Source organism: Acinetobacter sp. CAU_H_S170_2, assembly GCF_058890445.1.
In genome coordinates, this window is sequence record NZ_JBZYAE010000003.1 from 1 (window position 1) to 18,784 (window position 18,784).

21 protein-coding genes are annotated in these 18,784 nt (G+C 42.7%); 13 read left to right on the top strand and 8 right to left on the bottom strand.

Translation table 11 applies throughout. The features are described 5' to 3' along the window. Positions 1-7: 7 nt before the first annotated feature. A complete protein-coding gene (gene serB, locus AC5EUN_RS17205) occupies positions 8-1,228 on the bottom strand; it encodes a phosphoserine phosphatase SerB (RefSeq protein ID WP_493352527.1) in 1,221 nt (406 codons plus the stop codon). 77 nt (positions 1,229-1,305) lie between these two features. On the opposite strand from serB, the gene AC5EUN_RS17210 reads away from it, so the two are divergent. After that, positions 1,306-2,559 (top strand): hypothetical protein, encoded by a 1,254-nt coding sequence (locus AC5EUN_RS17210; protein WP_078425126.1) that lies wholly within the window; start codon positions 1,306-1,308, stop codon positions 2,557-2,559. 55 nt (positions 2,560-2,614) lie between these two features. On the opposite strand, the gene ppk1 is transcribed toward AC5EUN_RS17210, so the two are convergent. The 4 genes from ppk1 to AC5EUN_RS17230 all read right to left on the bottom strand — a co-directional run bounded on the left by ppk1 (position 2,615) and on the right by AC5EUN_RS17230 (position 7,008). After that, a complete protein-coding gene (gene ppk1, locus AC5EUN_RS17215) occupies positions 2,615-4,678 on the bottom strand; it encodes a polyphosphate kinase 1 (protein WP_493352528.1) in 2,064 nt (687 codons plus the stop codon). Positions 4,679-4,823: 145 nt separating this feature from the next. Further along, the gene (locus tag AC5EUN_RS17220; RefSeq protein ID WP_130235497.1) at positions 4,824-5,798 is read right to left on the bottom strand and encodes a bile acid:sodium symporter family protein; all 975 of its coding nucleotides are present in this window, start codon (positions 5,796-5,798) and stop codon (positions 4,824-4,826) included. Between the two features lie 70 nt (positions 5,799-5,868). Further along, complete coding sequence (gene pncA, locus AC5EUN_RS17225; protein WP_131230872.1) at positions 5,869-6,507, bottom strand: bifunctional nicotinamidase/pyrazinamidase; 639 nt, start codon at positions 6,505-6,507, stop codon at positions 5,869-5,871. A 216-nt stretch (positions 6,508-6,723) separates the two neighbouring features. After that, positions 6,724-7,008 carry a hypothetical protein gene (locus AC5EUN_RS17230; RefSeq protein ID WP_131230875.1) on the bottom strand — a complete coding sequence of 95 codons (285 nt, stop codon included), beginning with the start codon at positions 7,006-7,008 and terminating at the stop codon, positions 6,724-6,726. 100 nt (positions 7,009-7,108) lie between these two features. On the opposite strand from AC5EUN_RS17230, the gene dapA reads away from it, so the two are divergent. The 8 genes from dapA (at position 7,109) to AC5EUN_RS17270 (ending at position 13,785) form a co-directional block, all read left to right on the top strand. Beyond that, positions 7,109-8,008: a 4-hydroxy-tetrahydrodipicolinate synthase gene (gene dapA / locus AC5EUN_RS17235; RefSeq protein WP_234954706.1), complete on the top strand. Its 900-nt coding sequence runs from the start codon at positions 7,109-7,111 to the stop codon at positions 8,006-8,008. A gap of 13 nt (positions 8,009-8,021) precedes the next feature. After that, positions 8,022-8,630 (top strand): lipoprotein-34 precursor (NlpB), encoded by a 609-nt coding sequence (locus tag AC5EUN_RS17240; RefSeq protein ID WP_493352529.1) that lies wholly within the window; start codon positions 8,022-8,024, stop codon positions 8,628-8,630. A gap of 36 nt (positions 8,631-8,666) precedes the next feature. Then, positions 8,667-9,386 carry a phosphoribosylaminoimidazolesuccinocarboxamide synthase gene (purC, locus tag AC5EUN_RS17245; protein ID WP_004691818.1) on the top strand — a complete coding sequence of 240 codons (720 nt, stop codon included), beginning with the start codon at positions 8,667-8,669 and terminating at the stop codon, positions 9,384-9,386. 242 nt (positions 9,387-9,628) lie between these two features. Further along, positions 9,629-10,285, top strand: a complete 657-nt coding sequence (locus AC5EUN_RS17250; protein ID WP_159152755.1) for a YrbL family protein — start codon at positions 9,629-9,631, stop codon at positions 10,283-10,285. Between the two features lie 445 nt (positions 10,286-10,730). Then, a complete protein-coding gene (locus tag AC5EUN_RS17255) occupies positions 10,731-11,516 on the top strand; it encodes an ABC transporter substrate-binding protein (RefSeq protein WP_004691819.1) in 786 nt (261 codons plus the stop codon). An 84-nt stretch (positions 11,517-11,600) separates the two neighbouring features. Continuing rightward, the gene (locus AC5EUN_RS17260) at positions 11,601-12,290 is read left to right on the top strand and encodes an ABC transporter permease (RefSeq protein ID WP_184117885.1); all 690 of its coding nucleotides are present in this window, start codon (positions 11,601-11,603) and stop codon (positions 12,288-12,290) included. Further along, a complete protein-coding gene (locus tag AC5EUN_RS17265) occupies positions 12,287-13,000 on the top strand; it encodes an ABC transporter permease (RefSeq protein WP_493352530.1) in 714 nt (237 codons plus the stop codon). Before AC5EUN_RS17260 ends, AC5EUN_RS17265 begins: the two co-directional genes overlap by 4 nt. Positions 13,001-13,008: 8 nt before the next feature. After that, positions 13,009-13,785 carry an ABC transporter ATP-binding protein gene (locus AC5EUN_RS17270; protein WP_058870558.1) on the top strand — a complete coding sequence of 259 codons (777 nt, stop codon included), beginning with the start codon at positions 13,009-13,011 and terminating at the stop codon, positions 13,783-13,785. A 157-nt stretch (positions 13,786-13,942) separates the two neighbouring features. On the opposite strand, the gene AC5EUN_RS17275 is transcribed toward AC5EUN_RS17270, so the two are convergent. After that, on the bottom strand, positions 13,943-14,401 hold the full coding sequence (locus AC5EUN_RS17275) for an Lrp/AsnC family transcriptional regulator (RefSeq protein ID WP_493352540.1): 459 nt from the start codon (positions 14,399-14,401) through the stop codon (positions 13,943-13,945). A 95-nt stretch (positions 14,402-14,496) separates the two neighbouring features. Between AC5EUN_RS17275 and AC5EUN_RS17280 the strand changes: the two genes are divergently transcribed. Continuing rightward, entirely contained in the window at positions 14,497-15,117 is a 621-nt protein-coding gene (locus AC5EUN_RS17280) for a LysE family translocator (RefSeq protein ID WP_493352531.1), read from the top strand. Between the two features lie 97 nt (positions 15,118-15,214). On the opposite strand, the gene AC5EUN_RS17285 is transcribed toward AC5EUN_RS17280, so the two are convergent. After that, the gene (locus AC5EUN_RS17285) at positions 15,215-16,492 is read right to left on the bottom strand and encodes a replication-associated recombination protein A (protein WP_493352532.1); all 1,278 of its coding nucleotides are present in this window, start codon (positions 16,490-16,492) and stop codon (positions 15,215-15,217) included. Positions 16,493-16,591: 99 nt separating this feature from the next. Continuing rightward, positions 16,592-17,044, bottom strand: coding sequence for a YcgN family cysteine cluster protein (locus AC5EUN_RS17290; RefSeq protein WP_130235501.1), 453 nt, complete (start codon positions 17,042-17,044; stop codon positions 16,592-16,594). Between the two features lie 202 nt (positions 17,045-17,246). Here AC5EUN_RS17290 and AC5EUN_RS17295 point away from each other — a divergent pair, with 202 nt between their 5' ends. From AC5EUN_RS17295 to AC5EUN_RS17305, 3 genes are all read left to right on the top strand, one after another. Then, complete coding sequence (locus AC5EUN_RS17295; RefSeq protein ID WP_004647174.1) at positions 17,247-17,405, top strand: DUF1328 domain-containing protein; 159 nt, start codon at positions 17,247-17,249, stop codon at positions 17,403-17,405. 159 nt (positions 17,406-17,564) lie between these two features. Next, positions 17,565-18,311: a dienelactone hydrolase family protein gene (locus AC5EUN_RS17300; RefSeq protein ID WP_493352533.1), complete on the top strand. Its 747-nt coding sequence runs from the start codon at positions 17,565-17,567 to the stop codon at positions 18,309-18,311. A 74-nt stretch (positions 18,312-18,385) separates the two neighbouring features. After that, entirely contained in the window at positions 18,386-18,748 is a 363-nt protein-coding gene (locus AC5EUN_RS17305; RefSeq protein ID WP_004691832.1) for an HIT family protein, read from the top strand. The last annotated feature ends 36 nt before the right edge of the window (positions 18,749-18,784 follow it).

The following is an 18,784-nucleotide window of genomic DNA, read 5'->3' on the forward strand; positions in this document are numbered from 1 at the left end:
AGATGTTTTAAGCACGATTTAGGTCTTTATCGTGCACACCCAATAAATACAACACCCCATCTAAGCCGACACTTGAAATGGCTTGATTGGCGTTTTGTCTCACCAGCGGTTTCGCACGGAAAGCGACACCTAGGCCAGCAATCGACAGCATCGGTAAATCGTTCGCACCATCGCCCACCGCAATCGCTTGCTCAAGAGAAATGCCCATCTTATCGGCTAACTCACGTAATAATAATGCCTTACGTGCACCATCGACAATGTGACCTTTAACTTCACCCGTCACCATGCCATTTTCAACGTCTAAGACATTGGCATGGACTTCATCAATACCAAGTTTAGCTTGTAGATACTCTGCAAAGTACTGAAAACCACCCGACAGGATAGCCGTGCGGTAACCTAATGCTTTTAAAGTTGAAATTAAGCGTTCAGCACCTTCTGTAACAGTCAGACGTTCTGCAATTTTAGGTAGGACAGAGGCATCCATCCCTTTGAGCAGTGCGACACGTGCACGGAAGCTTTGTTGGAAATCCAGCTCACCCTGCATTGCACGTTCTGTGATTTCAGCGACTTGTGTGCCGACACCCGCTTCAATCGCCAACTCATCAATCACTTCTTGCTCGATTAAGGTCGAGTCCATGTCAAAACACACCAAACGGCGGTTACGACGGTAGGCATTGTCTTCTTGTACCGCTACATCGACATTTAGTTCATGTGACAAACGTAAACAGGCTGCACGCATGGCTGCGGCATCCAGCATTTGACCACTTAAACCGAATTGAACACAGGCGCGTTTCGGCCCATCGACTTCGCCATTTAAGACTGGACGACCTGACAAACGGGTCACGGTTTCGATGTTGAAACCTTGGTTGGACACAATATTTGTAACTGCTTGTAAGTGAGACGCTTCAAGCTCTGGCGCCAAAGCCGTGACGATATAACGCGTCCGTCCACCTTCACTCACCCACTGGTCATATTCAGTTGTAGTGATTGGTTTAAAACGTACAGTTAAACCAATATCATGTGCTAAAATCAGAATTTCCTTCATGGCCAAAGCTGTTGCAGTTTGGTCATCTGAAGAAATAACAATACCTAAGGTCAATTGGTTATGAATAACTGCTTGTCCGACATCTAAAATTTGTAATGAATGAGTGGACAATACCTGCATTAATCGAGTGAACTGATTAGGTTGGTCTGGTCCTAAAAATGAAATAAGAATGATTTCTCGCATGAATTGACTCGGGTCTGAGCTACGACTATTGTTAGAATCATAATCGAAATTGAATATATTTTCTTTGGAAGTTTACGTTGAATGCGCCTAGACAAGGGCTATTTGCTAGCCTATTAATTGTAAGTTTTGCTTTACATACCTTTTTATTGGTATTGGCAACGACTCATCAACTGAATGAAAACCGTGCCAACCAAGGCCAACTGATGACCTCTCAATTGGTCACGGACAGTCTTGCAGAGCTGGAGCCTGCCAACACGGTTTCTCTTGCGCTTTTGGTCGATCGCTATGCGACCAATCCAAGCGTAGCTTCCATTCGTATTTTGGATGCCAACAATCAAGTCTTGGCGACAGGTGGCCAAGTTCGAACACGTGATGGTGAAGTATTTGTCCGTGATGCTCTGCAAAATGAAAAGAAAGTGGGTAGCATTGAAATCACGCTCATTAAACCAAGTATGGGTGAGATTTTACGTACTCAGTGGTTAGCGATTTTATTGTCCTTAGCGATTCATGGTTTACTGTGGTTGGCTTACCGTGCCATTGCACGCCCAAGTCGTACCGAATATTTGGCACGGATTAATAATGAATCCCGCTTAAAACACGAAATTCAAGTTTTAACCCAAACGCTTGAACAGGAAAAACACCATACGGCGGTCGCGATTGCCCAAGCACAACAACAAATCAAAACCAGTGCGAAGCCTAAAGAGCAGAAACCCGTGATCGTGGATAATCATTCGGTTGCGCTCAATATTCAATTTTATGATCCGAAACAGTTGATGGACTCGGTGAATACAACCGTGTCTATTCCATACTTTAATTTGTGTCAGATTTTCCTCAATAAAAGCACAGAACTTTGTTTAAAACACTACAAACTCAACAGCTCGGACATCACTACAGTTCAATCCTTTAATGAGCATGGTGCCACCCTCAGCATGTCGACAGACACACCTAATGCAGTGCCATGTTTAATGATGGTCAGCAGTGTGTTCCAACTGCTATCTGAGGTTTTGTATAAACGCTACCGCGAAGAAAAGCGCTTTGTTTTACAAACGCGTTGTGGCATTTCAACCGCAGTCGATGCGATGCAACTGTCTGCGAATCAAGCTGCTGAGCGTTTGGTCCAGCAGTTGTCGGCCAAAGAAAGTGCCGTACATTTAAGTAACGAATTATTGAAAGACATCTCTGAAAGTTACCAATTGGTGAATTTACCTAATCCAACCAATGTCTTGACCCGCCATGCCTTTATGGTCAATGGCATGGGTGCGGAGTCTGCAGAGTTGGCACAAAGCTTAAGAACGGAAATTTTAAAAGCAAAACAATCTAAAGCCTCTTAATGATGTCCAACCATAAAAAAAGCCTGACATATGTCAGGCTTTTTTATGGCAATTGTTAAATTTTAAGTTGCTTCTGCGCAATCAAATGTTGCTGCGCACTATACCTTTGCTCTGGATCGGTACAGGCCACTTTAAGCCAATGACCATCGGCTTGTAGCTCCCAAGCATTCAAACAATCATTTAAGTAACTGATTAATCCGTCTTTATAAATCTGCTTTTTCAAAACGCGATCTAATATTGGAAAGCAGGTTTCCACCCGCGAAAATAAATTACGTCCCATCCAGTCTGCGCTGGCACAGTACAGCTTTTTCTCACCGCCATGCTCAAAACAATACACACGGGTATGCTCCAAAAAACGGCCCACAATCGAACGCACTCGGATATTCTCAGACATGCCTTGGACCTGTGGAATCAAACAGCAGATCGAACGGATAACCAGATCAACCTGTACCCCCGCTTGTGACGCACGATACAGTGCAGCAATTAACTGAGGCTCTGTCAAAGCATTGACTTTGATGATGATACGCGCCTTTTGACCGACTTGCGCAAACTGAATTTCTTGCTCAATCAGTTTTAACAGTTCACTGTGTAACGTAAAAGGCGCATGTAACAACGCCTTCAATTTGGCCATTTTGCCCATCCCCGTCAGTTCTTGGAACATACGGTGTACATCTTCACAAATATCAGGCTGTGTAGTCATCAGGCCATAATCGGTATACATACGCGCATTACCCGCATGATAATTGCCTGTGCCCAGATGGGCATAGCGGATCAACTGAGCATTTTCACGGCGTACGATCAAAATCATTTTGGCATGGGTTTTATAACCGACAATGCCATACACCACCACCGCCCCAGCTTCTTGCAAAATATTCGCCACGGTAATATTCGACTCTTCATCAAAACGCGCCCGCAACTCAATCACGGCTGTGACTTCCTTGCCATTTCGTGCCGCCTCTGCCAAGACCTGTACAATTTCCGAGTCAGGTCCGCTGCGGTAAAGGGTTTGTTTAATTGCCAGTACATTCGGATCTTTCGCAGCTTCTTTTAATAAGCCAATCACAGGCTGAAAAGAATCAAAAGGATGATGCAACAACACATCCTGTACTTTTAAGGTATCAAAGGTACTTTTTTGCTTACGCAAAACTTTGGGAATGACTGGGATAAAAACTGGATGCTTTAATTCAGGTCGGTCACAACTGGTACTGAGGCGTGAAAGATTGATTGGCCCATCAATGCGATAAAGCTCCTGCTCAGTTAAATCAAACTCCTTGAGCAAATAATCAATCACCGCTTCGGGGCAGTCATCTTCGATTTCTAAACGCACCGCGCGACCAAAACGGCGTGAAGACAGCTCATCTTTAAGTGCCACCGCCAAATCATCAACATCTTCCGACAAAATCAGATCAGCATTACGTGTCACACGAAAAGCATAACAACCCGTGGCTTTCATCCCCGGAAATAGATCACTGATGTGCTGCTGAATCATTGCGGTTAAAAAAATCTGCGTGTCAGTATTGCCTGCCACGTTTTTCGGCATCTGAATTAAACGCGGTAATGAGCGCGGCGCTGGGACTATCGCCATCTCAATGCTCCGTCCAAAAGCATCTTTACCTTGTAAACTCACAATGAAATTCAGACTTTTATTCACGAGGCGAGGAAAAGGATGTGACGGATCTAAGCTAATTGGGGTCAAAACCGGTTGGATTTCTTTGGCGAAATATTCTGCAATCCACGCTTTATGTTTTTCTAAAATATCTTGGAACTGGATGAACTGAATACCTTGCGCTTGTAACTCAGGCAAAATCGAATGATTTAAAACTTCAAACTGTTTTTTGACGGCACGATGAATGGATTGGGACAGGTCTTCTAATATCACTTCAGTGGGAACAGCATCAGGGGTCCGTGCTATCACATTCATATCGCGTTGTTTCATCAAGCCCGCAATACGAATTTCAAAAAACTCATCTAAATTACGTGAAAAAATAATTAAAAAAGTTAAACGCTCCAGCACTGGCAAACTCGGATCTAATGCTTGTGCTAAAACCCGCTGATGAAACTCAAATAACGATAACTCTCGGTTAAAATACGTCGCCGATGAATGCTGAAAATTATCCATACCCTCTCAATGCTGTTTGCAACAGTCTGTTATGAAGTGTTTGGCAGGGATGTTAGGTAGTCTTTATGACAGTTTAGTTACAACTTCATGCCAAATAGAAAATTCATCCTGACTTTATGCTTAAAGCTGCAACAGCGTACAGTATTCAAACCGACATATGTTCCTTTTCACTTTTTTTCTTGGCTGTAGCGTCTGCTTTCGCGGCCCAATAGCTGGCTAAAACTGGCCCTGAAATGTTATGCCACAAACTAAAGATCGCGCTGGGTACTGCCGTAATTGGTGAAGCGGCAAAATGCACAGCCGCCAAAGCCACGCCTAGTCCTGAGTTTTGCATACCGACCTCAATCGAAACCGCTTTACAGTCGGTATGTGGCAAGTGAAACATCCGTGCTGCTGCAAAGCCAAGTAAATAACCAATCGCGTTATGTAATGCCACCACAGCTAAAATCAATAAGCCTGATTCTAAAATTTGTGCTTTTGAGCCGCCAATAATAGCCGCCACAATCAGCACAATCGCCACTACAGAAATTAAGGGCATCACCAAAATATAGCTTTCAACTTTGTGTTTCAGCACGGCACGTACCACCAGCCCTAAAATAATCGGGAACAGCACCACCTGCAAAATTGAACTCAGCATCGACCATGCATTAATTTCAATCCATTGGCTGGCCAACAGATAGAAAATCGCGGGAGTCAACACAGGCGCCAATAAGGTCGATACCGTGGTACATGCGACAGACAAAGCCGTATTGCCTTTCGCCATATAAGTAATCACATTAGATGCTGTGCCACCCGGACAGCAACCCACCAAAATCACCCCGATCGCAATTTCAGTCGGCAAGCGAAATAATAAGCACAGCAGATAAGCCACGCTTGGCATCACCACAAACTGAGCCGCTACCCCAATTGCAACCGCTTTAGGACTTTGCATCACCCCTTTAAAATCTTCCAGTGTCATGGTCATGCCCATACCAAACATGATCAGCCCTAACATCCACGTGATATAAGCCTTCATCCAGACAAAAGTTTCAGGGCTTAGGAGCGCAATGCCTGCAAATAACACCACCCACAGGGCAAAGGTTTTTTGAATCCAAGCGGTAAATTTTAAAAAAGTGCCCATGACCCTTCCCTACTGCATGTTTTTATAATGTCGATATTAGTGATTGAGGTGAGCCGATTGGTTCAGCGCATCAGTTCACGGCATATTGTTGCACAATATCTTTGCAATACAGACGTTTCACACCATGGGCCAGCATCTCTTGCCATGCATGTTGTAAAGAACCATGTAAATCAATGCCTTTGGTGGCATCGGCAATCACATAGGTTTGAAAACCAAGTTTACAGGCATCCATTGCTGTCCATGCCACACAAAAGTCAGTTGCAATCCCAACAATAAACACAGTATCAATCCCACGCTCTCTTAAATAGCCTGCGAGTCCCGTCTGGGTTTTGTGATCCGCTTCTAAAAAAGCAGAATAACTATCAATGTGAGTATGACATCCTTTACGAATGATCAACTGCGCTTTGGCAAGGTCGAGATCAGGATGCAGTTCAGCATCTTGTGTGCCTTGTACACAGTGACGTGGCCAGAGTACTTGTGTGCCATAGTCCAATTCAATGGTTTGAAAGGCTTGTTGATCGGGGTGATTGTCTGCAAAAGAAATGTGATTTTCGGGATGCCAATCTTGGGTGAGTATAATAGTGTCAAAATAATCAGCCAACTGATTAATTTTAGGAATAATTTGATCTGATCCTGCTACCGCCAAATTTCCACCAGGCGTAAAACCATTTTGTACATCCACCACAATCAATGCCATATTCTTCTGCATTCTTCTCTGTCCTTTTTGTTCTGCGCTCGAAGGCCAAGCATAGCTTAATTTATAAAACAGTATTCATCCTCGCGGGTCAAAATTAAATGACCACAGCCTTGAGTGCAATGGGTATGGCGGCAAATTGAAGCGAAAATAGAATACAGAACAAAATGCTAGGCATTAATCTATAACGTTAAAAGGACGATGTCACACATACTTAGAGAACTCGTATAATCATGCAAAATCCTGACGTTTATAGAAGTTTATAACCCAATATTCAATTTGATCGGCTTCTAATGCTCGATTGAGATGAAGAGCCTCTTTTTTTTTAAATGCGTTAATCCATGGCCATAGGTTATGCAAAACGCTCTTTTCAGATGCAAAATAAGATGCATTTCTTTGTCTACCATTTGAACAAGCTGTATTTTTGTAGCGAATGATAAAGTTTTTATACACTTTGACTAAAGCATATTGTTCTTCATGTTGTGTTCGTTCATAATTTGCATAAGCATTATTCAATGCATCAGCGCTTTGAAAATGCTATAAATTAAAATACGCACCCATCCAATCTTATGTTTTTCTGGCCTAACTGGATGGACAAATAGGATATTTTTTTAAAATGACTCAGCAAGCACAGACCATCCAAGGCTCAATTGTCGCAATCGTCACCCCTATGTTTGAAGATGGCAGCGTAGATTGGAAGGGTCTAGAGAAGCTCGTTGAGTGGCACATCGCACAAGGCACAAATAGCATTGTTGCTGTCGGTACAACGGGTGAAGCGTCTACTCTAAGCATGAAAGAGCATACACAAGTGATTAAAGAAATCATTCGTGTCGCGAACAAACGCATCCCTATTATTGCGGGGACTGGCGCGAATTCAACGCGTGAAGCCATCGAGTTGACGAAAGAAGCCAAAGAACTCGGTGCAGATGCTGCTCTTCTGGTTACCCCTTATTATAATAAACCGACCCAAGAAGGCTTATATCAACACTATAAAGCTATTGCTGAAGCTGTTGATCTTCCTCAAATTCTGTATAACGTACCTGGTCGTACAGGTGTCGATATGGCGAATGAAACGGTCATTCGTTTGGCCGATATTCCTCAAATTGTGGGCATTAAAGATGCCACAGGTGATGTCCCTCGTGGCCAAGCACTGCTCGAAGGCCTTGCTGGCAAAGCGATGACCGTCTATTCAGGTGATGATGCAACGGCTTATCAACTGATTCTGTCGGGAGCAAAAGGTAATATTTCTGTGACTGCGAACGTTGCCCCAAAAGAAATGAGCGATGTTTGTGCGGCAGCACTGGCAGGCGAAGCTGAAACAGCTGAAAACCTAAATACCCAAGTTGCAAATTTACACGAAATTCTATTTTGCGAATCGAACCCAATTCCTGTGAAATGGGCACTTCATGAAATGGAGTTAATCGAAACGGGTATTCGTTTACCATTAACACCACTTGCAGAACAATATCGCACACCGCTCCGTGAAGCACTCACAACGGCGGGTGTCATTAAATAAAGAGCACATTAATATGCAATTACGTTTAGGTCTTACTCTCGCACTTTCAGTCGTCAGTTTAGCGGGTTGTAGTTCCCTTGCAGTCAATAACGGTAGTTTGGACTATAAAGAAACAGCAACCTTAGAACCTCTTAAGTACCCTGAAGGCTCTATGGTTCGACCTGCAACGCCGTTGTATCCAGCTCCAACGGTTGAAGCGCTCGCTCTTGAACATGCACCTGTACTTGAAAATAAGCGCGGAAACCGTTTTGCAATGCCGCGCCCTCAAGCTGCTCAAGCCATGTCGAATGCCGAATCAACGGAAACAGTTGATACAGCTGTGAGTCGCCCTCAATTGATTATTGACGGAAATAAGAATCCGCTGCTCAAAATTGAGGGAAATTCTGCTACAATTTGGCAATATACGCTTGCCACCCTCAGCAGCCTCAACCATCAAATTGTTGGTCAAAGCAAAAATGGTTATGAAGCAACCATTAAAATCGATCAACAGGTCTATGTGTTAAGACTGACCGCGGTCGGTAGCAGCAACAACCTCGCTGTGTTCAATGCCGATAACAGTTTTGCAGCGCCTGAAAAAGCCACAGAATTGTTAACCCAGATTTACCAAAATTGGCCAGCCTAGTCGTACTAGGCATTTTTTTTTGAAAAAGGTTCCCTCATGTTAAAACAAACCTTGCTCTATACTGGTAAAGCGAAATCTGTCTATGAAACAGACAGTGCAGACCACCTGATTTTAGTCTTTCGTGATGATGCTTCGGCATTCAATGGTGAAAAGATCGAACAACTAGATCGTAAAGGTAAGGTGAACAACCGTTTTAACGCCTTTATCATGGATAAATTGGCTGCGGCTGGCATTGAGACTCACTTTGAAAAACTTCTTTCTCCAACTGAAGTTCTAGTGAAAAAACTCAGCATGATCCCTGTTGAATGTGTAATTCGTAATTATGCAGCAGGTTCTTTATGCCGTCGCTTAGGTGTAGAAGAAGGTAAGGAATTAACCCCGCCGACTTTTGAATTATTTTTCAAAGATGATGCGCTTGGTGACCCAATGGTCAATGAGTCTCAAGCAATTGCTTTAGGTTGGGCAACTGCCGAGCAACTTGAGCAAATGAAAGTCCTCACTTACCAAGTAAACGAAGTGCTTAAAAACTTATTTGACCAAGGTGGCATGCTACTTGTGGACTTCAAACTTGAGTTTGGTGTATTCCACGACCGAATTGTTCTTGGTGATGAGTTCTCTCCAGACGGTTGTCGTCTATGGGACAAAGAAACCAAGAAAAAGCTCGACAAAGACCGTTTCCGCCAAGGTTTAGGCGGTGTGGTTGAAGCTTATGAAGAAGTTGCTGCACGTTTAGGTATCGACCTTTCTGATATCTAATCTGTTACAGATTCAAAAACCGAGCTTAATCGCTCGGTTTTTTTATGTTTCACATTTTAGATCAATGCCTTGTTATAACTGCAATACAAGCTTATAAGTTCTTTTTTAATCCCCCTCTACAACATAAATATTAAAGTTTCATGAAATTTTATTTATTTTTTTTGTAAAATAGTAATTTCAATCACATGAAATGTCACATTTCTAATGATGCTTTTCTTGTATATCTCCTGATAGAAGGCCCTATGATTTATCAATTAGATGAACTGCAATGTATCGGACAAGGCTGTTCAAAAATGGTGTTTCAGCATCCTGAGGATGAAAACAAAATCATCAAAGTCATGAATCCAAATCGAGTGGATGAAGATGGTGGCTGGAAAGGACATGGCAAACTTAAACGTAGAATGTCGCAAGGCGTTTATCGCCAATTCCGCCGTGAATTATTGCAATATCTACAGCTATGTAAAAATCATTATAAAAATAATATCTTTAGCTTTCCTGTCGAAATGCCTTATGGTTTTGTGAAAACTTCTGTAGGCTTGGGTTTTGTGACTGAAAAAATTGTCTGCCCAAGTGGTGAAGGTATGACTTTATTTGAGTTATGCAAATCACATCAATTTGAGGAAAAACACGCCAAAGCTCTAGATGACTTTTTTCAGCTTTGCTGCGACTTACACATTATCTTCGGTGAGGTAAACATCGCAGGAATTATGTATACAGAGCAGCGAAATAATAAGCCCGAATTTGTCTTGGTCGATGGTATGGGTGAGAAATTATTTATTCCAATCCGGGCTATGAGCAAAAGAATTAATGCACATAATGTACGAAAAACTGAGCGAAAAATTCGCGCCCAAATGCAGCAAATGCTGAACTTAAAAGATGAGCTTCTTCCTCTAAGCTAATACCACTCCTTTAAGTTGCGTCATTCAAAAAGCCGAGCTTAAACGTTCGGTTTTTTTGTTTTTAGATCCAGTGCTATTGCAGTACTTCAGCTTACTTATAAGCTATTCAGCACTGAAAAATAGTCTTGTAAGACATTGATCCACTGTTAAAAAAATCATCAATTCTGTACGCCATAGCGCACAAGACTTCAGGTATATTTCAACTATGTCTCACCTTCATTTTTTCATATGATAAAAACATATGAACAGGACGTTCTCAGATAAAAATTATTCCAACCGAAAAAATACCCTTATTTCCTCATCTCTCATGGCGACAAGATCCATCGATCTCCTAAGAGCCGAAAGCTGGTATAGATGTTGCTTTTATTCAAAAGTACTCAGTAGGGTAAGTTCTATCTTCGTCTTATTTCCTAGATTTGATTTTTTACGGATGGCTATATTTAAAATGAAAAACTGGCAAAAAAAATTACTACTTTCCACTACATTCGTAGCCGTAGCACTGAGCAGTACTGTCCAAGCAAAAGAATGGAAAACCATTCGTTTTGGCACAGAATCCGCATATGCACCTTTTGAATATAAAACACCAGACAATAAGCTGGTCGGTTTTGACATCGACTTGGGCAATGCCATTTGTGCCAAATTAAAAGCCAAATGTGTATGGGTAGAAAACTCCTTTGATGGGATGATTCCTGCGCTCAAAGCGAAAAAGTTCGACGGTATTTTGTCTTCAATGACGGTTACTACGGATCGAGCAAAACAAATCGCCTTTAGTAATAAAATTTACAACACGCCTACCCGCATGGTTGCAAAGAAAGGCTCTCCTTTACTCCCTACGCCTGCATCCCTAAAAGGCAAACGTGTGGGTGTACAACAAGGTACGATTCAAGAAGGCTATGCAAAAGCCTATTGGGCGCCTAAAGGTGTCAATGTAGTTCCTTATCCAAACCAAGATGTGCTTTACCAAGACATGGTTTCGGGACGTCTAGATGCAACATTACAAGATGCGATTATGGTCGATGCTGGTTTCCTAAAATCGGCGAAAGGCAAAGGCTTTGCTTTTGCAGGCAATAATGTGGTCGATGCCAAAACACTCGGTGTAGGTGCTGCAATCGGCTTACGTAAAGAAGATGTCGATCTGAAAAAGAATATTGATAAAGCATTAGCTGAAATTATTGCTGACGGTACCTATAAGAAACTCGAGAAAAAATACTTCTCCTTTAGCATTTATTAATTTATAGAGTGTCGGTTCAATACCGACACTTTTTATATACTGCTGATTTATAAAATATTATATTTTTACTCGGAGAAACTGAGTATGTTTCTGTCTGGCTATGGTCCCGTATTACTCAGTGGCACTTGGATGACCATACAGCTTGCTTTGTTATCACTGCTACTTTCGATCATTATTGGATTGTTTGGGGCAAGTGCCAAACTCTCTCGTATTCAAATCTTACGTCATGTTGCAACCTTCTATACCACGCTCATTCGTAGTGTTCCTGATCTGGTGATCATGTTGTTGCTGTTCTATAGCCTGCAACTTGGATTGAACTCGATTACCGAATCGATCCATATGGAGCAAATTGACATCAATCCCTTTGTGGCAGGGGTGATTACTTTAGCATTTATTTATGGGGCCTATTTTACGGAAACCTTCCGTGGCGCATTTCAAGCCGTCCCTAAAGGTCAACTTGAAGCTGCATATGCCTATGGCATGACCCCATTTCAAGTCTTCAGGCGTGTCCTCTTTCCACAAATGATGCGTTTTGCTTTACCAGGGATTGGCAATAACTGGCAAGTCCTGATTAAAGCCACTGCCTTGGTGTCCTTAATTGGTTTGACCGACATCGTCAAAATTACCCAAGATGCAGGTCGAAGCAGCATGCAAGTGTTCTATTTCAGCATCGTTGCAGCCGTCATTTATCTGGCCATCACCACCCTATCGAATTTAATTCTCATGTGGCTGGAACGTCGTTATTCTGCTGGTGTGAAAAAGGGACAACTATGATTGAAATTATTCAACAATACTGGCAGTCCTATTTGTGGACCGATGGTTTTCAAATGACTGGGGTCGCCATGACCGCATGGCTACTGGTCTTATCGATTGCGATTGGTTTTGTTCTGGCTGTGCCTTTGTCCATTGCTCGAGTTTCTGAGCATGCTTTTGTACGTGGACCTGTTTGGTTTTTTACTTATATTTTCCGTGGTACCCCCTTATATGTGCAGCTACTGATTATCTATACAGGGATTTATAACCTTGAGTTTGTGCATGCCCATGAACGGCTCGATGAGTTTTTTAGAGAGGGGCTTAATTGCACCATTTTAGCGTTTGCACTCAATACAGCAGCTTATACCACTGAAATTTTTGCAGGGGCCATACGTTCGATTCCCTACGGCGAAATTGAGGCAGCAAAAGCCTTTGGAATGTCGCCTTGGAAACGCTATACCCGTATTATTATTCCGTCGATGCTACGCCGAGCATTGCCGTTTTATGGCAATGAAGTCATTTTGATGCTGCATGCAACCACAATTGCCTTCACTGCAACCGTGCCTGATATTCTCAAAATTGCACGAGATGTCAATGCTGCCACTTATGCCACGTTTGATGCCTTTGGCATTGCCGCTGTGCTGTATGCCTGTCTGGCATTTATCCTCATTTGGATCTTTCGTAAATTGGAACAACGCTGGTTGGCGTTTTTAAAACCATCGAATCATTAGGAGAAACAATGGAAAATTCAGCAAAACTGGTGATTCGAGATCTTTGTAAAAGTTTTGGCGATCATGAAGTCTTAAAAGGGGTTTCACTTGAGGCACGCGCAGGTGATGTGATTAGTATTATTGGTTCCTCGGGTTCGGGTAAAAGTACCTTTCTTCGTTGCATCAATTTTCTAGAGCAACCGAGCCAAGGCAGCATTCAGCTCAATGGTGAACAGTTAGAGACCACTTTAGATAAAAACGGCGATCTCAAAGCCACAAACCCTAAACAACTCCAAAAAATGCGTACTCAACTGATGATGGTCTTTCAACATTTCAATTTATGGTCGCATATGACGGTATTAGAAAATATTATTGAAGGACCCATTCATGTCTTGGGGCTAAAGCGGAGTGAGGCGGAAGAGCGTGCGCGAAAATATTTAAGAAAAGTTGGGCTCGCAGAAAATGTCGAAAAGAAATATCCGTCTTTTTTGTCAGGAGGACAACAACAGCGTGTCGCAATTGCCCGTGCCTTAGCAATGGAGCCGGAAGTGATGTTGTTTGATGAACCGACCAGTGCTCTAGATCCTGAACTGGTGGGTGAGGTGTTGAAAGTGATGCAAAGTTTGGCTGAAGAAGGCCGAACCATGATTGTGGTCACCCATGAAATGGGCTTCGCACGCCATGTGTCCAATCATGTCATTTTCTTAGATCAAGGCAAAATTGAAGAGCAAGGTGATCCAAAAGAAGTTTTGATTCACCCCAAAAGTGAACGCCTGCAACAGTTTTTAGAGGGTAACTTTAAATAATTGAATAGTCTTCAAGAGCTTGATGCAGCAATGATTCAACACTCAATACTTAGTTAAAAAGATAAAGTGCCTCGTTTGATCTGATCCCGCGAAATTATATGTACTCAGATAAAAACCGAGCCATTTCGCTCGGTTTTTTACCTTTCCACCTAAGCTTTTATAGATTGGTATATCGATTTTTAGTGGTATCCATCACCAAAAAACTGGTGATCGAGCTAATGGAAGGAATCGTTCCCAAAACATCAGTATGAAACTTTTTATAAGACTTGATGTCTGCCACTTCAACCCTGAGCAAATACTCGACCGAGCCTGTAATGGTATGACACTCTATGACTTCATCCGTTGCAGTGATCACATCCTCAAACTGACTCAAGCTTTCTTTTGAGTGACAAGACAGCCCAATGGTCACATAAACCGTTAAACCAACACCCAAAAGCGAATGGTCAATCACCGCTTTATAGCCTCGGATCACACCAATTCTTTCTAACCCTTGCACGCGTCGTAAACAGGCCGAGGGTGACAAACCCACGCGTTCTGCCAGTTTAATATTGGTTAAATGTGCATCGCACTCAAGCTCACACAATATTTTTCGGTCTAATCGATCTAATTCAATCATTTGTTGCATAAAACTCAGTATTAACGATCAATATACAACCAAATTGTGATAGATCAACAATAAAATGATACTTATTTGATTACTCCATCCCCTTTATGAACGCTTCACTGTTTGTCTCTTATCTGCTGTTCTGTGTCGTGATGACCTGCACGCCTGGGCCCAATAATGCACTGGTCATGCTGTCTGGTGCACGATTTGGCATCCGTAAAACCCTAACTCTGGTTTTAGGCATTGCCTTTGGTGTGGCCGTGCAACTCTTCGCCATCGGCATCGGGTTAAATCAGGTGTTTATGGCCCTGCCCCAGCTCCAATTTATTTTAAGTTTGATCGGCACTGCTTATATTCTGTGGCTCGCATGGAAAATCGCGTCCAGTGGGCCACTCAACATCGAATTAGAACAAAAACCATCGATGGGTTTTCTACAAGGGGCTCTTTTTCAGTGGGTCAATCCCAAAGCATGGATTATCTCCATCAGCACCATTGCCACTTATTTTGCTTTAAACCATCATGTCAGTGATATTCTTTATGCGGCCCTGATTTTAATGGTGGTTTCCATTCCATGTGTCGGGGTTTGGGCTGTCGGTGGTCTTTTTTTACGCCAATATCTGATGAAACCGCGCTTTGCCTTGAGCTTTAACATCACGATGGCAATCACCTTATTAGCCGCGGTGCTACCTGCGGCATTAAAATTGATGAATACGCACATCGGAACATAAAAACGCTACGGTGCTTAAAGAAAAAACTGCTCAATGAATGTGACTAAATCCTAAGCCCCAAAAACAAAAAGCCTGATTTTTTCATCAGGCTTTTTTATTACTGCTGCTGTTGCTGCTCTTGTTGCCAACGGCGTTGCTGTAAACGCTCACCCTCAACCTCACGCTTATTGCGTGCCGACTCATACAGTTTGCTCCCTTTGAGCTCAGGGGGTAAATATTCTTGCATCACAAAATGCTCTGGATAGTTGTGCGGATACAAGTAGTCGACGCCATAGCCCTGCTCTTTCATCAACTTGGTCGGAGCATTTCTTAAATGCAACGGCACAGGTAAATTCGCTGTTTTCTCAGCCAAATCCAAAGCTTTGTTGATCGCAAGATAAGTACTGTTACTTTTGGCACTGGTCGCCAAATACACCGCACACTGCCCAAGAATAATTCGACACTCTGGCATGCCCACCGCTTGAACAGAACGGAAGCATTCTCCAGCAAGCAGAAGTGCATTGGGGTTTGAGTTACCAATGTCCTCAGAGGCTGCAATCAACATCCGACGGGCAATAAAAACGGGATCTTCACCACCTTTGAGCATGCGTGCCATCCAATACAAGGTGGCATCAGGATCACTCCCCCGAATCGACTTAATAAAGGCCGACACCAAATCATAGTGCTGCTCACCCGATTTGTCATAACGGGCGATATTTTGCTGTGCAACTTTGACCACCATTGCATTGGTCACGATATTTTCAACGTCAGGTTCGAAGGTGCCCGCAATGAGTTCAATTAAATTCAAGGCTTTGCGGGCATCACCTGCAGCAAACTGCACCAATGCTTCAAATTCTTCAATTTGAATATAACGCTCTTTTAAAAATGGATCGTTCTTAATCGCTTGCACTAATAAAGTTTGAATCGCATCGGCATCGAGCGCATTTAAGGTATAGACCTGACAACGCGACAACAACGCACTGTTGACTTCAAAAGAAGGATTTTCGGTGGTGGCACCAATGAGGGTAATTTTGCCTTTCTCCACAGCATTCAGTAAGGCATCTTGCTGTGATTTGTTAAAGCGATGAATTTCATCAATAAACACCACAGGTGGCATTAAATCTCCGCCATCAGCAATGATCTCACGGAGCTCTTTAACACCCGTATTGAGTGCAGATAAGCTGACAAATGGTCGGTCGATCGCTTGCGCCAGCAGTAAAGCAATGGTGGTTTTCCCCACGCCTGGCGGCCCCCAAAAAATAATCGATGGCAAATGCCCTTGATCGATCATTTGGCGGAGCGGTGCCTGCTCACCCAATAAGTGATCCTGCCCAATAATTTCAGATAAATCACGCGGGCGTAAACGTTCAGGCAGTGGAATATTGCTATCGGACATAGGGCTAGGACTTATCATGCGTTCATCGAATGCTTATGTTATGGCAAATTCAGGCAAATGACACAAGCTTTTCATGCAATTTGATTGTGCTTTTATCGGCTAGCGAAACCAACGCACAATATAGTCTTCGATGTCGTCATCCTGAATCTCTTCTTCAGAAATACAGCGTCCTGCTGCAGACTTTTTCGCTTTCAGAATACTTTGACGTGAGCCCGTGTTCAAATAGTGCCATCTGGGCAAATTTTTACCTTCATGCAGACGACGGTAAGCACAGCTCGGTGGTAACCAATGAATCGTGTCTAAAAGTTCGGGCGTAAGCTGGATACAATCGGGCACATGCTGCTTTCGGTTCGGATAATCCCGACAACTGGCCGTTTGACAGTCCAGCAGTTTACAGGCCACTTTGGTATAGGCGACTTCTTGGCTTTCTTCATCTTCAAGTTTCACCAGACAGCATAGACCACAACCATCACACAACGCTTCCCACTCTGCTGAACGTAGCTCAGTGAGCGCATAATGCTTCCAAAACTCTGGTCTTAATTCGTTGGACATAACCACTGCCAATAAAACTGAATGCACTATTATAACCTATAGTCACATGGCTTTCAGAGCTATCTAAAGTGTCAATATTTACATCATATTCATAAACTTAAAATACAAACAGAACACTTTTTAAACAAAAGCAACACAGTGTGTCCGAACCTTCTTTCTATACTAATAGAGTAATAAATAAGAACATCTATGGAGAAAAATTATGTTTCGTTGGGCGATTATCTTCGCAGTGATTGCACTGATTGCAAGTTTACTTGGTTTTGGCGGCGTAGCAGGTTTATCCAAAGACTTTGCGATTATTTTATTGGTGATTGCTGTGATTCTAGCGATTGTCGGATTTTTATCCCGTGGCAAAGTCTAAAGTACGCGACTATTCATAAAAAAAAGAAGGATTCAGATCCTTCTTTTTTTATGTGTGCCTTTAAAAATAATTTCTCACATTTCTCATGTACATCGGAATATTTTTCAAATCCTTGTAAAAGTTTTTATGCTTTAATCAGAGCAGATCATCTATCAGGATTTGAGCATGACAATCAGTATTCAAACTCGAGAAATTCAATATAACACAGCCGATGGACAACGCTTAGTCGGTTATTTTGCAGCACCAAGCTCTCAAACACCGCATGCAGGTATCATCGTTGCACCCGAATGGTGGGGCCGAAATGAATATACTGAACAACGTGCTCGCGAACTGGCTGAACACGGTTATGCCGCGCTAGCGATTGATATGTACGGCGACAAAAATGTCACCACAGATGCGAAACAAGCCTATGAATGGATGATGCAAACTTTTGCCGATGCAGACACCATCGTCAACCGTGCGCAAGCAGGTTTAGATACGCTTGCAGCCCAGCCTGAAGTGAATCCCACTCAACTGGCGGCGATTGGTTTTTGTTATGGCGGTAAAGTGGTTTTAGACTTAGCTCGCTCAGGCGCACCGCTCAAAGCAGTGGCGACTTTCCACGCCACATTGGCACCGAAAGCCCCTGCGGTCGAAGGTCAAATTCAGGGTGAAATTTTAGTTTTACATGGTGAGTTAGACAGCATGGTCTCTTTGGATGATGTTGCAAGCTTCCGTGAAGAAATGCATGCGGCAAAAGTGGACCATGAAGTCATCATTTTTGAAGATGCGAAGCACGGTTTTAGCAATCCATTAGCCGATGAGCGTGCCAAAGCCAATGGCGTAGACTTGGGCTATAACCCAGAAGCAGAAAGACAAGGGTTAGATGCAATGTATGACTTGCTAGAACGCAATCTCAGTGCTTAACTAGAGCTGAGAATTCAACTATTTGATTTTTCAGATCCAACAGGATACATAATTAGATTTTAGAGGAGATAACAATGACTGAGACCCACTGCCAATATTGTAATTTTGATGAATATGACGTGCTTGATAAAAATGACTTTGGGGTAATTTTGCCCGAACCCAATGCATTGTCTAAAGGTCACTGTGTCATTATCCCTCTACGTCATGTGAGCTCATTTTTTGACATTACCGACAAAGAACGTAAAAGTTTAATGTCTTTGCTAGAACTGGCACGTAATGAACTCCAATTGCGTCATCAACCTTCAGGCTTTCATATTGGTTTTAATGACGGTGAAATATTTGGGAATGTATCTGAACACTTACATATCCATATTATTCCACGCTACAAAGACCAAGAGCTAAAACTCGATGCACGTTGGGGCATGACAAAAGACTAAGTTTTTATGGTTTTAAATGGCGCGTAAGCGCCATTT

Bases quoted from the DNA above. Each gene is read 5' to 3' on its own strand.
- AC5EUN_RS17295 (WP_004647174.1), top strand. From the start codon at position 17,247: ATGTTTCGTTGGGCGATTATCTTCGCAGTGATTGCACTGATTGCAAGT.
- purC (WP_004691818.1), top strand. From the start codon at position 8,667: ATGTTAAAACAAACCTTGCTCTATACTGGTAAAGCGAAATCTGTCTAT.
- AC5EUN_RS17220 (WP_130235497.1), bottom strand. From the start codon at position 5,798: ATGGGCACTTTTTTAAAATTTACCGCTTGGATTCAAAAAACCTTTGCC.
- AC5EUN_RS17275 (WP_493352540.1), bottom strand. From the start codon at position 14,401: ATGATTGAATTAGATCGATTAGACCGAAAAATATTGTGTGAGCTTGAG.
- AC5EUN_RS17280 (WP_493352531.1), top strand. From the start codon at position 14,497: ATGAACGCTTCACTGTTTGTCTCTTATCTGCTGTTCTGTGTCGTGATG.
- AC5EUN_RS17285 (WP_493352532.1), bottom strand. From the start codon at position 16,492: ATGTCCGATAGCAATATTCCACTGCCTGAACGTTTACGCCCGCGTGAT.
- AC5EUN_RS17260 (WP_184117885.1), top strand. From the start codon at position 11,601: ATGTTTCTGTCTGGCTATGGTCCCGTATTACTCAGTGGCACTTGGATG.
- AC5EUN_RS17305 (WP_004691832.1), top strand. From the start codon at position 18,386: ATGACTGAGACCCACTGCCAATATTGTAATTTTGATGAATATGACGTG.
- ppk1 (WP_493352528.1), bottom strand. From the start codon at position 4,678: ATGGATAATTTTCAGCATTCATCGGCGACGTATTTTAACCGAGAGTTA.
- serB (WP_493352527.1), bottom strand. From the start codon at position 1,228: ATGCGAGAAATCATTCTTATTTCATTTTTAGGACCAGACCAACCTAAT.
- pncA (WP_131230872.1), bottom strand. From the start codon at position 6,507: ATGCAGAAGAATATGGCATTGATTGTGGTGGATGTACAAAATGGTTTT.
- dapA (WP_234954706.1), top strand. From the start codon at position 7,109: ATGACTCAGCAAGCACAGACCATCCAAGGCTCAATTGTCGCAATCGTC.
- AC5EUN_RS17250 (WP_159152755.1), top strand. From the start codon at position 9,629: ATGATTTATCAATTAGATGAACTGCAATGTATCGGACAAGGCTGTTCA.
- AC5EUN_RS17240 (WP_493352529.1), top strand. From the start codon at position 8,022: ATGCAATTACGTTTAGGTCTTACTCTCGCACTTTCAGTCGTCAGTTTA.
- AC5EUN_RS17290 (WP_130235501.1), bottom strand. From the start codon at position 17,044: ATGTCCAACGAATTAAGACCAGAGTTTTGGAAGCATTATGCGCTCACT.
- AC5EUN_RS17255 (WP_004691819.1), top strand. From the start codon at position 10,731: ATGAAAAACTGGCAAAAAAAATTACTACTTTCCACTACATTCGTAGCC.
- AC5EUN_RS17265 (WP_493352530.1), top strand. From the start codon at position 12,287: ATGATTGAAATTATTCAACAATACTGGCAGTCCTATTTGTGGACCGAT.
- AC5EUN_RS17270 (WP_058870558.1), top strand. From the start codon at position 13,009: ATGGAAAATTCAGCAAAACTGGTGATTCGAGATCTTTGTAAAAGTTTT.